Source organism: Ruminococcus sp. RTP21484sp1_RTP21277st1_D2_RTP21277_210401 (assembly GCF_040924225.1).
Lineage (GTDB): Bacteria > Bacillota > Clostridia > Lachnospirales > Lachnospiraceae > Blautia_A > Blautia_A faecis.
Window position 1 is genome coordinate 17,912 of sequence record NZ_JBCOMJ010000032.1, and the last position, 15,046, is coordinate 32,957.

14 protein-coding genes and 1 tRNA gene are annotated in these 15,046 nt (G+C 42.7%); 13 read left to right on the forward strand and 2 right to left on the reverse strand.

All coding sequences use genetic code 11. The features are described 5' to 3' along the window. Positions 1–7: 7 nt before the first annotated feature. The 5 genes from AB5706_RS18135 (at position 8) to AB5706_RS18155 (ending at position 5,145) form a co-directional block, all read left to right on the forward strand. Positions 8–1,222: an LL-diaminopimelate aminotransferase gene (locus tag AB5706_RS18135; RefSeq protein WP_173715507.1), complete on the forward strand. Its 1,215-nt coding sequence runs from the start codon at positions 8–10 to the stop codon at positions 1,220–1,222. Positions 1,223–1,305: 83 nt separating this feature from the next. Further along, complete coding sequence (locus AB5706_RS18140; protein ID WP_118578473.1) at positions 1,306–1,635, forward strand: cupin domain-containing protein; 330 nt, start codon at positions 1,306–1,308, stop codon at positions 1,633–1,635. A 195-nt stretch (positions 1,636–1,830) separates the two neighbouring features. Then, positions 1,831–3,093, forward strand: a complete 1,263-nt coding sequence (locus AB5706_RS18145) for a M18 family aminopeptidase (RefSeq protein ID WP_173715508.1) — start codon at positions 1,831–1,833, stop codon at positions 3,091–3,093. After that, on the forward strand, positions 3,086–3,955 hold the full coding sequence (locus AB5706_RS18150) for an HAD-IIB family hydrolase (protein WP_244095631.1): 870 nt from the start codon (positions 3,086–3,088) through the stop codon (positions 3,953–3,955). The genes AB5706_RS18145 and AB5706_RS18150 overlap by 8 nt, the downstream gene beginning before the upstream one ends. Then, positions 3,952–5,145 carry a M20 family metallopeptidase gene (locus AB5706_RS18155; RefSeq protein WP_368366244.1) on the forward strand — a complete coding sequence of 398 codons (1,194 nt, stop codon included), beginning with the start codon at positions 3,952–3,954 and terminating at the stop codon, positions 5,143–5,145. The genes AB5706_RS18150 and AB5706_RS18155 overlap by 4 nt, the downstream gene beginning before the upstream one ends. 9 nt (positions 5,146–5,154) lie before the next feature. On the opposite strand, the gene AB5706_RS18160 is transcribed toward AB5706_RS18155, so the two are convergent. Further along, a complete protein-coding gene (locus tag AB5706_RS18160; RefSeq protein WP_173715510.1) occupies positions 5,155–6,099 on the reverse strand; it encodes an AEC family transporter in 945 nt (314 codons plus the stop codon). A gap of 189 nt (positions 6,100–6,288) precedes the next feature. Between AB5706_RS18160 and AB5706_RS18165 the strand changes: the two genes are divergently transcribed. The 3 genes from AB5706_RS18165 (at position 6,289) to ilvC (ending at position 9,271) form a co-directional block, all read left to right on the forward strand. Continuing rightward, the gene (locus AB5706_RS18165) at positions 6,289–7,368 is read left to right on the forward strand and encodes a tyrosine-protein phosphatase (protein WP_173736606.1); all 1,080 of its coding nucleotides are present in this window, start codon (positions 6,289–6,291) and stop codon (positions 7,366–7,368) included. 194 nt (positions 7,369–7,562) lie between these two features. Continuing rightward, the gene (ilvN, locus tag AB5706_RS18170; RefSeq protein WP_173736605.1) at positions 7,563–8,060 is read left to right on the forward strand and encodes an acetolactate synthase small subunit; all 498 of its coding nucleotides are present in this window, start codon (positions 7,563–7,565) and stop codon (positions 8,058–8,060) included. Positions 8,061–8,251: 191 nt separating this feature from the next. Beyond that, on the forward strand, positions 8,252–9,271 hold the full coding sequence (ilvC, locus tag AB5706_RS18175) for a ketol-acid reductoisomerase (RefSeq protein ID WP_118578467.1): 1,020 nt from the start codon (positions 8,252–8,254) through the stop codon (positions 9,269–9,271). A gap of 135 nt (positions 9,272–9,406) precedes the next feature. Here the strand turns inward: ilvC and AB5706_RS18180 are convergent, their stop codons facing one another. After that, positions 9,407–10,282, reverse strand: a complete 876-nt coding sequence (locus AB5706_RS18180) for a LysR family transcriptional regulator (protein WP_173736604.1) — start codon at positions 10,280–10,282, stop codon at positions 9,407–9,409. Between the two features lie 318 nt (positions 10,283–10,600). On the opposite strand from AB5706_RS18180, the gene leuC reads away from it, so the two are divergent. From leuC to AB5706_RS18205, 5 genes are all read left to right on the forward strand, one after another. Further along, a complete protein-coding gene (leuC, locus tag AB5706_RS18185; RefSeq protein WP_118578465.1) occupies positions 10,601–11,869 on the forward strand; it encodes a 3-isopropylmalate dehydratase large subunit in 1,269 nt (422 codons plus the stop codon). Positions 11,870–11,884: 15 nt separating this feature from the next. Continuing rightward, positions 11,885–12,373: a 3-isopropylmalate dehydratase small subunit gene (gene leuD / locus AB5706_RS18190; protein WP_118578464.1), complete on the forward strand. Its 489-nt coding sequence runs from the start codon at positions 11,885–11,887 to the stop codon at positions 12,371–12,373. Between the two features lie 335 nt (positions 12,374–12,708). Next, a tRNA-Pro gene (locus tag AB5706_RS18195) sits at positions 12,709–12,782 on the forward strand. A gap of 514 nt (positions 12,783–13,296) precedes the next feature. Further along, entirely contained in the window at positions 13,297–13,482 is a 186-nt protein-coding gene (locus tag AB5706_RS18200; RefSeq protein WP_148462920.1) for a hypothetical protein, read from the forward strand. Positions 13,483–13,684: 202 nt separating this feature from the next. Further along, positions 13,685–15,040 carry a hypothetical protein gene (locus tag AB5706_RS18205; RefSeq protein ID WP_368366245.1) on the forward strand — a complete coding sequence of 452 codons (1,356 nt, stop codon included), beginning with the start codon at positions 13,685–13,687 and terminating at the stop codon, positions 15,038–15,040. The last annotated feature ends 6 nt before the right edge of the window (positions 15,041–15,046 follow it).

The window sequence follows — 15,046 nt, forward strand, 5'->3', positions numbered from 1 at the left end:
TAATCAGATGGTTACCGTTAATCATAATTATTTAAAACTGCCAGGAAGCTATCTTTTTTCTACAATTGGAAAAAAAGTGCGTGCCTATAAAGAAGAGAATCCGGATAAAGAGGTGATCAGCCTTGGTATCGGTGATGTGACACAGCCGCTGGTCCCAGCTATTATTGATGCTCTTCACGGGGCAGTAGAGGAGATGGCTCACGCAGAGACTTTTCACGGTTATGCGCCAGATCTGGGGTATGAATTCCTGAGAAGGGCAATTGCAAAGAACGATTACCAGGACAGAGGATGCGATATTGCAGCAGATGAGATTTTTGTTTCTGATGGTGCGAAAAGTGATTCCGGTAATATTCAGGAGATTTTTGGAACAGACAATAAGGTTGCTGTGTGTGACCCGGTTTATCCGGTTTATGTGGATACCAATGTTATGGCTGGCCGTACCGGAGAGTATAATAGGGTTCGTGAAAATTTTGACGGTGTGATCTATATGCCATGCCGCAAGGAGAATGGATTTTTGCCGGAATTTCCATTAGAAGTGCCGGATCTGATCTATCTTTGCTTTCCAAATAATCCGACCGGTTCTGCTATTACAAAGGATGAACTGCAGAAATGGGTGGATTATGCCAACAAAAATGGCTGTGTGATCATTTATGATGCAGCTTATGAGGCTTATATCTCTGAGGAAAATGTACCGCACAGTATTTATGAGTGCGAGGGTGCAAGAACATGCGCGATTGAACTTCGTAGCTTTTCCAAGAATGCCGGATTTACTGGTGTTCGTCTTGGATTTACGGTTATTCCGAAGGAACTGGTACGAGATGGGGTATCACTTCACAGTCTGTGGGCAAGACGTCACGGCACCAAGTTTAACGGTGCTCCTTATATTGTACAGAAGGCAGGAGAGGCTGTCTATTCTGAGGCAGGTAAGGCTCAGCTGAAGGATCAGGTTGGCTATTATATGAGAAATGCAAAGCTGATCCATGATGAGCTGGCGAAAGCTGGCTTCTCTGTTTCAGGTGGTGTGAATGCACCATATATCTGGCTGGAAACACCGGATAAAATGACTTCCTGGGAGTTCTTTGATTATCTCCTTAAAAATGCAAATGTGGTTGGTACGCCAGGTTCTGGTTTTGGTTCTCATGGAGAGGGCTATTTCCGTCTGACTGCGTTTGGAACTTATGAGAATACTCTGAAAGCCATTGACAGGATCAAGAGTTTGTAATTATAATTGAAGAAAGCTGAAAAACAGGGCGCATCTCTGGCGAAAGCTGGGGATGTGCCCTTTTACGAAGGAGGAGTCTGGATATGAAGATCAATCGTATTGAGCATATGTGTGAGGGGAATGGACATGTGATTATCAAGGAGCTGCTGGATGAGCAGCAGTTAAATGGGAAGTGCGGGCTTTATGCAGAGGTGACTCTGGAACCGGGATGTTCTCTTGGCTTTCATATGCATTATGGGGAGAGTGAGACCTATTATATTCTGACTGGGGAAGGGGAATATAATGACAATGGGACTTCATGGAGACATGTGAAAGCGGGCGATATTACCTTTACACCAGATGGAAGAGGTCATGGACTGGCGAATACGGGGAATACGGATCTGGTGTTTATGGCGTTGATTATTAAAGATTGAGAGCGTCGCTATGCTCGCAAACCTGCCGAAAATCCCCAAGCCACACAAGCAGTACCCGCTGCCACCTCCCCCTGTGTATCGGTTGGAACTGGTTCAAATGTGGTATGTCTTATCACTTTGGCGAGCGGGGCTCGCAAAACGATTGCGGGGGTGTGGCAAAGGGAAAAGTATAGAAAAATATTTAGGAGTTTAGAAATGAATCATACAGCAGAGAAATTACTTACATTTATCAAAGAGAGCCCTACTGCATTTCAGGCAGTGGAGATGATGAAAACAAGATTTACGGAGAATGGATTTACAGAGTTAAAGGAAGATGAGCACTGGGAGATAAAAAACGGTGGGAAGTATTTTGTGATCCGGAATCATTCGGCGATCATTGCATTTACAGTGCCAGAAGTTTCCAGTGATGTGTTCCATATTATTGCAAGCCACAGTGATTCCCCGTCTTTGAAGATCAAGGAGAATCCAGAGATGGTGGAAAATGGGTATGTGAAGCTGAATGTGGAGCTTTATGGTGGTGCGCTTCTGGCTCCCTGGTTTGACCGACCCCTTTCTGTAGCTGGACGCCTGATCGTGAAGGAGGATGAACAGATTTGTGAGAAGCTTGTGACTGTGGACAAGGATATGCTGATGATCCCGAATCTGGCTATCCATATGAATCGTGAGGCGAACAGCGGTTATAAGTATAATGTGCAGAAGGATATGCTTCCTCTTTATGGCCTGGAGAGCGCTAAGGGATCTTTCTTTAAAACTGTGGCAGAGGCTGCAGGGGTGAAAGAAGAGGACATTCTGGGACATGATCTGTTCCTTTATAACCGCATGTCTGGTACTGTCTGGGGCAGCGAGGAGGAATTTGTTTCTGCGCCAAGACTGGATGACCTGCAGTGTGCTTTTTCCTCTATGGAAGGACTGATCGCTGGAAAAAATGAAAAGAGCATCTGTGTACATATGGTAATGGATAATGAAGAGGTGGGAAGCGGCACCAGGCAGGGAGCTGCATCTACTTTCCTTCGGGATACCCTCCTTCGCATTAATCTGGGGCTTGGAAGAAGCTACGAGGATTATCTGATCTCTCTGGCAAAGAGCTTTATGATCTCTGCGGATAATGCACATGCGATTCATCCGAACTACCCTGAGAAGGCGGATCCGGTGAACCGACCGCATATTAATGCCGGAATTGCGGTGAAGTATAATGCGAACCAGAAGTACTGCACAGATGGTATTTCGGCAGCGATGTTTAAGGAACTTTGTAAAGAGGCAGGGGTATCCTGTCAGGTTTACGTGAATCGTTCGGACGTAGCCGGCGGCTCCACTCTGGGAAATATTTCCAATACTCAGGTGGCTTTAAATACAGTAGATATTGGACTGCCGCAGCTGGCTATGCATTCTCCTTATGAGACTGCCGGTGTGAAAGATACCTGCGACTTTGTAAAGCTTGCGGAGGTATTTTATGCCTGATAACATGTTCAAGGGAAGTTATGAAGGTGCTTCTTCTACAGGAAGTGAACAGCAGATTCACAAAAAAGCAGTGTTTTTCGATGCTGATGGTACGATCTGTGATATTGAAAAGGGGACACCGGCCAGTGCTGTAGAGGCGATTACAAAACTGGTGAAGAATGGTCATCAGGCATGGCTGTGTACAGGAAGAAGCAGGGCGTTTGTGCCTGATTATCTGGAACAGATCCCTTTTACAGGAATGATCAGTGCCTGTGGATGTACCATTGAGAAAGATGGTAAAAGGCTTTTTAACAAGGAGATGACCACGGAGGAGGCATGGCATTCGGTGGAGGTCCTTCGGAAATACGGCATGATTCCGGTGATGGAGGGTGCCGACTGGATGTACTACGATAAGGATGAGTATAATACAGATATTAACTGGTATGCTGATCTGATCACAAAGGCTCTGGGGGTTAAGTGGCGTCCTGTTAAGGGGTATGAACACGACCTTCATATCAATAAGATCAGCTCCAAGATCGTGCCGGGAAGTGATCCTGAGAAGGCCTGTGCGGAGCTTGAGGACTATTATGAGTTTATTGGCCATATAGGGGAAGGTCTTGCCGGGGATACCATTGAGATGATCCCGAAAGGTTTTTCCAAGGCTGTTGGCATTGCAGCTGTATGCAGGATTTTTGATATTGCACATGAGGATACCATAGTATTTGGTGACAGCAATAATGACCTGTCTATGTTCGAATATGCAAAGACGAAGGTGGCAATGGGAAATGCGGCACCTGGAATCAAGAAGCTGGCTGATTACGTGACAACGGATATTTTTCATTACGGGATTAAGAACGGGCTGGAGCATCTGGGACTGATATGACACAAGGATTAAATTACCAATGTAAATTTGAAAAATACAAAGAAGAACTGATAAAATTGCGGCGGCATTTCCACAGGCATCCGGAGCTGGGACTTCAGGAGTTTGAGACATCTGCTTTTATACAGGAGTATCTGGGAAAATTAGGCTATCGGTTTCGGATTGTGGAGCCTACGGGGATCATTGCGGAGCATCCCTGTCAGGATGAGGCAGCTTTTGCCGGCAAAAAGAAGGTTGTGCTTCGTGCAGAGCTGGATGCACTTCCTATACAGGAACAAACCGGACTGCCTTACGCATCGGAAAATGCCGGAGTCATGCATGCCTGTGGTCATGATGGCATCGTGGCTTCGGCGTTGGTGCTGGCGTCGATTCTGGTGGAAGAGGGAACGGATTTTCCAGTACGGATGCGGTTTCTTTTTGAACCTGCTGAAGAAATCGGTGAAGGTGCCAAGCGAATGCTGGCAGCAGGTGCCCTTGATGGAGAACCGGATATTTTTCTCATGTTTCATTACGCAGTGGATCAGTCTTTTGGAATGGCAGTGCATGAGGGACAGACTTCGGCTATGATCAATGGCATGGAAATCCGTGTTCATGGAAAAGCCAGCCACTGGTGTGAGGCTCATAAGGGAATTGACAGTATTTATGCGGCTTCCCTGGTGGTAAAAGCCCTTCATGATCTGAATGAAGCGTATAAAGGAAAAGGTCCCTGCCTAATCGGAATCGGAACCATTCATGGTGGAGAATACTCTAATATTATTACAGATCTTGTGACTCTTCGGGGAAATATCCGGGCTGCTTATGAAGAAGATTACCAGGCGCTGGATAAGCGGCTGAAGGAAACCTTGAATGAAATAGAAGCAAAGACGGGAACAAGGATCGAGTTGGAATATCCAAAGCCTGCGGTTCTGCCTTTTGCAAATGATCCGGAGCTTACCAGGATTGCGGAAACTGCAGGAAGGAAGATATTTGGAGAGCAGTTTCTTCTGGAAGGCGAGGAGCAGCTGTTTTTGTCCGGAGACAATGCCTATCGGTATTTTTTACATACAAAGGGCTTGTTCAGTGTATTTCTGGCAGGAATTCCTGATAAGGGTTATCCGCTGCATCATCCGAAATTTCAGATTGATGAGGATATTTTGCCATATAGCCTGGAGGCCTTGTATGAGATACTGTCTGGCATTGACAGGGATATGTAACAGAATCCATTAAATCAATCCTAAACTCTTGCAAATGAACAGCCAGATAGTGAGAGTAAAAGCACTGAATAATGTAGTGAGCATAATGACACTGGAGGAAAAAGACCCTTCGTGCCCCATGTTTTTTGCCATAATATAACAGCTTACTGTGGTAGCAGAACCAAGCATGATCAGAATGGCAACCAGCTTGTCATGGGTAAATCCAAGTCTGACAGCAACTGGAAGAAAAATGGTGCAAAAGCCGATCAGCTTCATAAAAGTGCAGGCGATAGTTGCTTTTAATCTGGAAAAAGCTTTTCCAAAATGAAGGGCACCACCCATGGCCATCAGTCCAAGAGGTGTGGCTGTTTTTCCGAGGTTATTGACAGTACTGGAAAGGATCGTTGGAAGAGGTAGACGAAGGACAGACCAGATAAGACCTGCCAGGATTCCAAGAATAATAGGGTTGCTGGCAATCCCTTTTAAGGTTTTTAGGAGCATCTGTTTGTTCATTCCCTGATTGTCAGGCTTCATAAAAGAGAGAACCATGACTGCCATTACATTATAGAGCGGAACGCTTGCTATGATCATAAGAGGTGCCATGCCGGCATCTCCATAAAGGTTCTGGATGATAGCAATGCCGAGGATTGCCGCGCTGCTGCGGTAAGAGGCCTGGACAAATTCTCCCTGTATGTCCCTTGGATTCAGCAGGAAGGAAAGACCGATAGAAATGGCAATGCTGCAAAACGTAGCGCCAAAACAAAAGAGAACAAACTTTGTATCCCAAACTTTAATAAAATCTGATTCAGCCACATTCATAAACAAAAGTGCGGGTAAGGCTGCCTTGAATACAAATTTGTTCATCTGTGCAACAAAGGAATCATCATAAAGATTAATTTTTCGAAGAAAATAACCCAGCATGAGGGTCAAAAAAATAGGAATGGTTGCATTGAGGCAAAAAATCAGATTATCCATAAATAATTCACCTTTCTAAGTTTGTCGACATGTTGCTGTTCACTTCGTTCACAAAAAACACCTCGCGGAATGTTACCTGTGAACAGCAACCCCGACATATCTTTTTTGATTATAAACTTTTTCCAATAATTGTCAAATTTTGTTTTCTGTGGTATCGTAAGAATGAAAGGCAACGAATGGAGGAGAAATATGAGATACGGTAAGATTCGCGTAGAAGATGGAAACCTGATCTTTTTCAGACATATGATACAGAATAATCTTCCTTGCAAAGATATTGTCTGGGCGTATATCCATCGGGAAGGCGAAAACGCAGAAGAAGCAGTGAAGCAGATGATCTCTAATTATCTGGTGATCATTACCAGGAGAAAGAAGCGATATCAGTTTGAAATGACGGAGCATGAGGCACAGGACTGCCTGCGGATTCTGAAACTTTTCAATACGGAAATGGCTACCGGATTTCCCAAGGGCGGACGGATTCCGCTGCAGAGTCTTTCCAATACAAGAGATCTTGGGGCGATTGCCACAAAGGATGGGCGTCATATCCTTCCGAGGAAGCTTATTCGAAGCGGAAATCTTTATCATGCTTCCATGGCTGATCAGCATGTTTTGCAGGAGGACTGCAAGCTGAAGACTGTGATCGATCTCAGAGACCAGCTGGAACGAAATGAAAGACCGGACATTGTGGTGAAGGGTGTGGAATATTATCATATCCCCATGATCGATGAAGAGACTATCAGCGATTCTCCGAAAAGTGTTTTGGGAATACTGCAGACCAATGATATGCTGAAAAAGATTCTGGAGTATGATGGCGATATAGAGAGTCTGATCGAGCAGCAGTATGAGAATTTTGTAAAGGATCAGTATTCAGTGAAACAATGTGCCAGATTTATGGATGTATTGCTGCATCACGAAAATGGTGCTGCTCTCTGGCACTGCAGCTTCGGAAAAGACAGAGTAGGGGTAGTGACAGCACTTCTTCTTTGTGCTCTTGGAGTTCACAGAGATGTGATCCGGGAGGACTTTATACGTTCCAATGTGTGCCTGGCAGGAGAACTGGATTATATGCTCCGCTACCTTGAGGCAAACAGACTGGACAGTATTGCAAATGTAAATAAAGTATCAGCGCTTTTCAGGGTAAAAGAGGAATATCTGGACAGAATGTTTCGGACGATTTATGCGGAATATGGAAATGTGGAGCGTTTTTTGAGAAGAGGACTTTATCTGAACCAAAAGACAGTGACAGACCTGCAGAGTAAATATCTGATATAAAATATTTACGTAAAATATAGATACTTTATGCTGCGTAAATATGTTAATAGTGAAATGAAAGTGTGTTATATGAATAAAAATGCTTTAATGCTATAAAACATTAAAACTTTTTTGAAGTGTAGCATTGACAAAATAAATTATGTTGTTATAATGATAACCATATCAATCTGAAGCACGAAAGCAGGATTATATTTATGCAAAATAAGATTTTATCTTTACTAGTTGACAACACGTCAGGCGTACTCAGCCGGATCGCCGGAATGTTCAGCCGTCGTGGTTATAATATTGACAGTATCACTGCCGGAGTTACAGCGGATGTGAATTATACCCGCATTACAGTAGTGTGCAGCGGAGATGACGCAATTCTTGATCAGATTGTGAAACAGCTTGCGAAGCTTGTTGATGTAAGGGATATCAAGGTCCTGGATCCGTCTGACAGCGTAGTTCGTGAGACTGTTCTTGTGAAGGTTGCAGCAGCACCGGAGCAGAGACAGGGAATTGTTTCCATTGCGGATATTTTCCGTGCCAAGGTTGTAGATGTGAGCAAGGATTCTCTCATTGTAGAGATGACAGGCAGCAAGACCAAGCTGGAGGCATTTATTGATCTTATGGGAGATTATGAGATTCTGGAACTGGCACGCGCCGGTGTTATGGGTCTTGAGAGAGGCTCTCATGGAGTGAAATTTTTGTAATTGCGGAAGCATTGGTCAGGCAGATGCCGCAGGAGGCAATCCGCCGCAGGCGGAGAATCCTGAAGGCAGGATTTTTATTTGGTTTGCTAAGGGCACGTATCCCTGGAATGAATAATCATACACAGGATATGCATATATATTCCCTTAACGATATATATTTTTAAGTTTTAATACAGTAGGAGGAAACGAAAATGTCAGCAAGAATTTTTTACCAGGAAGATTGTAATCTCTCTTTATTAGATGGAAAAACAATCGCAATTATCGGTTACGGCAGCCAGGGACATGCTCACGCATTGAACCTGAAGGAGTCCGGATGTGACGTCATTATCGGTCTTTATGAAGGCAGCAGATCCTGGAAGAGAGCTGAAGAGCAGGGATTTAAAGTATATACAGCAGCTGAGGCTGCAAAGAAGGCTGATATCATCATGATCCTGATCAATGATGAGAAACAGGCTGATATGTATAAGAAAGATATCGAGCCAAACCTTGAGGAAGGCAATATGCTTATGTTTGCTCATGGTTTCAACATTCATTTCGGATGTATTGTTCCGCCAAAGAATGTAGATGTTACCATGATTGCTCCAAAAGCACCAGGACATACAGTAAGAAGTGAGTATCAGGCTGGCAAAGGAACTCCTTGTCTGGTAGCTGTTGAGCAGGATTACACAGGAAAAGCACTTGACAAAGCACTTGCATACGGACTTGCTATTGGTGGTGCAAGAGCAGGACTTCTTGAGACTACATTCCGTACAGAGACAGAGACAGACCTTTTTGGAGAGCAGGCAGTACTTTGCGGTGGTGTTTGTGCACTTATGCAGGCTGGTTTCGAGACTCTTTGCGAGGCTGGTTATGACCCAAGAAATGCATACTTCGAGTGTATCCACGAAATGAAGCTGATCGTAGACCTGATTTATCAGTCAGGCTTCGCTGGAATGAGATATTCCATCTCCAACACAGCAGAGTACGGCGACTACATCACAGGACCGAAGATCATTACAGAAGATACAAAGAAAGCAATGAAGAAAATCCTTTCCGATATCCAGGATGGTACTTTCGCAAAAGACTTCCTGCTTGATATGAGCCCAGCTGGACGTCAGGTTCACTTCAAAGCTATGAGAAAGAAAGCTTCTGAGCATCCATCTGAGAAAGTTGGCGAAGAAATCCGTAAACTCTACAGCTGGAACGGCGAAGATAAGCTTATTAATAACTAAGCAAAAAAAATCCGGGGAAACCCGGATTTTTTTTGCGCTACTTCGGTGTAGCGAAGCGGAGCCGAAGGGACCCGTAAAAATCCGGGGAAACCCGGATTTTTTTGCGCTACTTCGGTGTAGCGAAGCGGAATTTCTCTAGATTTCTGCCAGTTGTGTCAGAAGCTTCTGATTTTCGCTCCCTTTCTTGCATACAAATCCGATTTCCCTTGATGGGAAAGTCAGCCCCAGAGGCGCTTCCACAAGTATTTCTTTATCAAGATCATTTTGCACAAATTCTTTGATCACACAGGCAATTCCCAAGCCCACCTGTGCAAACTGGATTAAAAGATCCATGGAACTGACTTCCAGAATGTGACCAAGCTGCATCTGGTGCTCATGAAGCATGGTATTGACGGACTGTCTGGTTATATTCTGTTCGTCAAGAAGCATGAAAGTAGCAGTGTGCTGAAGGGGTTCTGATGGAAAAAGCTGGTGCTGATTCTCCAGGTATTGGTGTGTAGCGACAAAGGTATCCTGGATCTGCAGCAGAGGCGAAAATTCGTATCCGGATAGTTTCTGTGGTCGTCCGATCAGACCGATGTCTATTTTGTCTTCCTCAAGAAGTTTCAGGGTCTGGTAGGTGGACTGACAGGAGATTGTAATACGGATTTGCGGATTGGCAGCTATGAAATCTTTCAGCCTGGGCATAAGTACATATTTGCATAAAGTGGTGCTGGCACCAATGCGCAGCCTGGGAATCTCTCTGGAGCGATTGTGAAGAATGGAATCTTCTCCTTCGGAAAGAAGGTCGAAGGCTCCTTTTACTTTTTCATATAGAATCCGACCGTCAGGGGTGAGGGCTACACCTCTGGAACTGCGTTTGAAAAGAGTGGTGTCCAGATTATTTTCCAGTTTTTTAATGGCGCGGCTGATAGCAGGCTGGCTGATGTACAGCTCCTTAGCAGCGGATGAGATATTGCCCGTGCGGCTGACTGTGTAAAATATATGATAAAGAGACAGATTTTCCTGCATAAATTCCTCCTGAATATATAACAATATTGCTTACCCTTGTCCATGGCAATCTATCTTACATTGTACAGAAATCAAGCATTCGAATGATTTATCGCCGAGCTTCTTAGTTTTTTGTGAACAAAGTTCACGGAAAACCCGAGAATTACGGCGCGAAATCATGCGAATGCATGATTTCTGTGCATTGCGAAGCACGTTACTGGTCACGGAATGAACAGTAACATAACTACAAATTATAATAACTATGATTAATATGTATTTTTATTATAACAGAAAGTGTGCTAAAATATCAACATACAATGAATCAGGAGGAATACTAAAATGGGAATGACAATGACTCAGAAGATCCTGGCAGCGCATGCAGGTCTGGATCATGTAGAAGCAGGACAGCTTATAGAGGCACAGCTTGACCTTGTTCTTGGAAACGATATCACTTCTCCGGTAGCTATCCATGAGATGGATAAGATGACGGTAGATACCGTATTTGACAAAGATAAAATTGCACTGGTAATGGATCACTTTATTCCGAATAAGGATATTAAGTCTGCTGAGCACTGTAAATGTGTTCGTGAATTTGCCTGTCGCCACGATATCACCAATTATTTTGATGTAGGACAGATGGGAATTGAGCATGCGCTCCTTCCGGAAAAAGGTCTTACAGTTGCAGGCGATGTGATTATCGGAGCTGATTCACACACTTGTACATATGGAGCTCTTGGAGCTTTTTCCACTGGTGTCGGAAGTACTGATATGGCAGCTGGCATGGCTACAGGAAAAGCATGGTTTAAGGTACCGTCTGCCATTAAATTTAATATCGTTGGCAAACCGAAAAAATGGGTAAGTGGTAAGGATGTGATCTTACATATTATTGGAATGATTGGCGTGGACGGAGCTCTTTATAAATCTATGGAGTTCGTAGGAGAGGGAATTAAAAACCTGTCTATGGACGACCGGTTTACTATTGCTAATATGGCAATTGAGGCTGGCGGAAAGAATGGAATTTTCCCGGTTGATGATCTTGCAATCGAATATATGAAGGAGCATTCCAAGCGCCCGTATACAGCATACGAGGCTGATGAGGATGCTGTTTATGAAGCTGAGTACACAATTGATCTTAGCACATTGGAACCAACTGTTGCCTTCCCTCATTTACCAGAGAACACTAAGACCATTTCTGAGATTGGAGAGCCGGTCGTTGTAGACCAGTCTGTAATCGGATCCTGTACGAATGGCCGTATTGACGACCTTCGTGTTGCAGCCCAGATTTTGAAGGGACGTAAGGTTAAGAAAGGGCTTCGCTGCATTGTGATTCCTGCGACTCAGGCAATTTATCTGCAGGCAATGGAAGAGGGTCTTCTTAAGATTTTCATTGAGGCTGGAGCAGTTGTAAGTACACCTACCTGTGGACCGTGCCTTGGTGGATACATGGGTATTCTGGCCGCTGGTGAGCGCTGCATTTCTACTACTAACCGCAACTTTGTAGGACGTATGGGACATGTGGAGTCTGAGGTTTACCTGGCAAGCCCGGCAGTAGCTGCAGCAAGTGCAGTAACCGGTTATATTTGTGCACCGGAAGAATTAGGATTATAAGGAGGAGTACTTATCATGCAGGCAAAAGGCAGAGCTTTTAAATATGGAGATAATGTTGATACAGATGTTATTATTCCGGCACGTTATCTGAATTCTTCAGATCCGGCAGAACTGGCAACTCATTGCATGGAGGATATTGATAATACTTTTGTAAAAAGAGTACAGAAGGGTGATATTATTGTAGCAACTAAGAATTTTGGCTGCGGTTCTTCCCGTGAACATGCGCCGATCGCTATTAAGGCAGCTGGTGTCAGCTGTGTTATCGCAGAGACATTTGCCAGAATTTTTTACAGAAATGCAATCAACATTGGACTTCCGATCATTGAGTGCCCGGAAGCAAGCAAGGGTATTGATGAGGGTGATGAGGTAGAGGTGGATTTTGATTCTGGCATGATCTATAATCGCACCAAAGGAACTGAATTTAAGGGACAGGCTTTCCCGGAATTTATGCAGAAGATTATTAAGGCGGAAGGGCTTGTCAATTATATTAATGCACAGCATTAAAAAAATTATCAACAGGCAAAGTGAAATATCCTGTTAATGGGCAAATCGCCCAATCAATGGAAATTTGTCCAAGCATAAAAACTGACCTTGATGGACTGGGAAAACCAGCTGTCAAGGTCTTTGGGTATATGGGCGAAAACCTTGATTTCTGTGATTTTTCTCAATAAAATTGCAGCTTTATCTACGTTCAAGGTTCTTTCATAATTGGATAGGGGAGTTATACATGGGTTACCCGTCTACTCCGTTCACAGTTACCTAATTTGTTTTTGTTAGTTTGTTTTTTTGAAAAAACTGTTGATTTTTATTATAACATTTGGTACAATATCAACTGTTCGCGGGGTATGGCGTAGCTTGGTAGCGCGCACGGCTGGGGGCCGTGAGGTCGCAGGTTCAAATCCTGTTGCCCCGATTAATGCAGTAAAATCAAGGGTTTGCGGACTTTCTGTTTTAATGAAAAATAGAAAGGTAATCAAAAAGGCAATCAAAAGTAAAAAAAGGTAATCATTTCTTATAAGTGACAAAATATATTTATAGGAGGATGAGCCTGCAAATGTGGTAAATTTAATAAGATTTCACAGAAAATTCACAAAATCACAGAGATTTTATCTGTGGTTATTTTTTTTGTTTAAAATTAAATATGAATACCTGAATAAGTCCATGAGTTTTTGATGTGTTACTCGTGGGCTTATTTTAGTGTTCATTTATGAGCACAAATATGTGTCATCCTCTTTTATTAGCCTATGCACAGTAAATAACGCTGTGTATGGGCTAAATTTCGTTTATTTCATTTCAGACAACAATTTCCCTACTATTAGAATTAAAATCGAAATTTGAGCCGTATAATGCGTTTTAAAGCATTGCTATAGAGCGAAATGTAAAATCGTGATTTTATGGGACAATTTCAGAAAGGAATAAGACCAGATATGGATAAAAATGTAATACGCCGGGGCGAAATCGTATCAGACTCTGGTAAGCTGTATTCTGTGATTGGTGTACTGGGAACAGTGATGTACATTCAAGAGACAGATGCAGGAAATAAAAAGGTGGACTATCAGCTGAAAGAGATAGAGCCACTGTTTAGAAAAATTGAATATGTGAAAAAGGCTTAGAGGGGTCTTTATTTTGGAGATACCTTACAAAGGGTGTCGAGGAAATAGACTTCCTTGTAATGCAAGAAATCGCAAGCCCTTAATTGGGGTATGTGTTTTTATATTATGTATCAGTGCCACCTGGCAGCACTCATAAATAAAGTCAGGGCAGAAGGGCAGTCAAGATATGACTGTCTTTTTTGCTTAGAACGAAAGGAGACTTATGTTAGATGATAAGACAGTTACAGAACATAATATTGAAGATAAGAGCGTACAGGAGGTTACAGCAGAAGCTACTAAGGTTTGCTGCCAGTGTGGGAAAGAATTACCTTTAAGCAGATTCCGTATGGAGATCAGACCAAATGGTAAGAAAGCATACAGATCAAAGTGTAAGTATTGTACTTGGTTGGATCACAGGGAGAAGAAATTACAGAAGAAAACAGTAACAGATACCTTTGATCCCAATATGGTTATATTACAGAAACGGCAGTATAAGCAGATTAAGCCTGAAAGAATTCTTGATTTATCTCAGACTGGGCTTGATATTGAATTACTGGGCGAGAATGAAATATTTGTAAAATTACTGAATTGTAAGGACACCTGGCTTTCCTACTATGGAAGAATGATACGAAAAAGTAAAGGTAAGTATAATTTGCTTAATGGTATCACGTATAAAAGAAGTAAAGATGGTGGTTTGGTATATTCTTTCAGCAAGAACATATTCAAAGACGGTAAATGGCAATTTCAACAAGTATTTATAGGTGCAGAACGTCTGATTGTTGATACTTTTATAGAAAATCCTGATTGCGTGAACAATACTTATATTTGGCATAGGGGCAATGATAAGTCAAATCTTTATTATAAAGACCTTTATCCACTTACCAGAGAGCAGAAGGCACAGGTACGAGATCATTATAAAAGAACAGGTGATGATTCGGAAGAGTATATTGTACAGGTAATGAACGATATTCGATATAAAAATAAGGAATGGTCTGCTAAAAGGTATAAGCCGACTGTATGTGGAGTTGGTTATTGGGGCTGTGAAGATGTGGACACGGATTCTACAGCATATAATAAATGGCATGGTATGTTACACCGTTGCTATAGCACTAAAGTACATGAAAAATATCCTGAATATATAGGATGCATAGTTTCAGAAGAGTGGAAAAACTTCAGTAATTTTAGGTACTGGTATGAGAAGAATAATTATGGAGGCAGTAATCTGAATCTTGATAAGGATATTCTTTATAAAGGTAATAAGATATACAGCCCTGATACTTGTTGCTTGGTTCCAGGATTTATCAATACACTGTTTACGAATAGAAAAGCGAACAGAGGTGAACTTCCTTTAGGAGTATATAAAGAAGAAAAGAATGGAAAGACTTGTTATCGAGCAGGTATGGAGGTAAATGGACAGAGTATTAAACTTGGTACTTTCAAAACACCGGAAGAAGCATTCCAGAAGTATAAAGAGTACAAGGAACAATATATCAAGGACACTGCAAAGAGATACAAGGACAAGATTCCATACAGTGTGTATGAAGCTATGATGAACTGGAAAGTTGAGATAACAGATTGAGAGGGA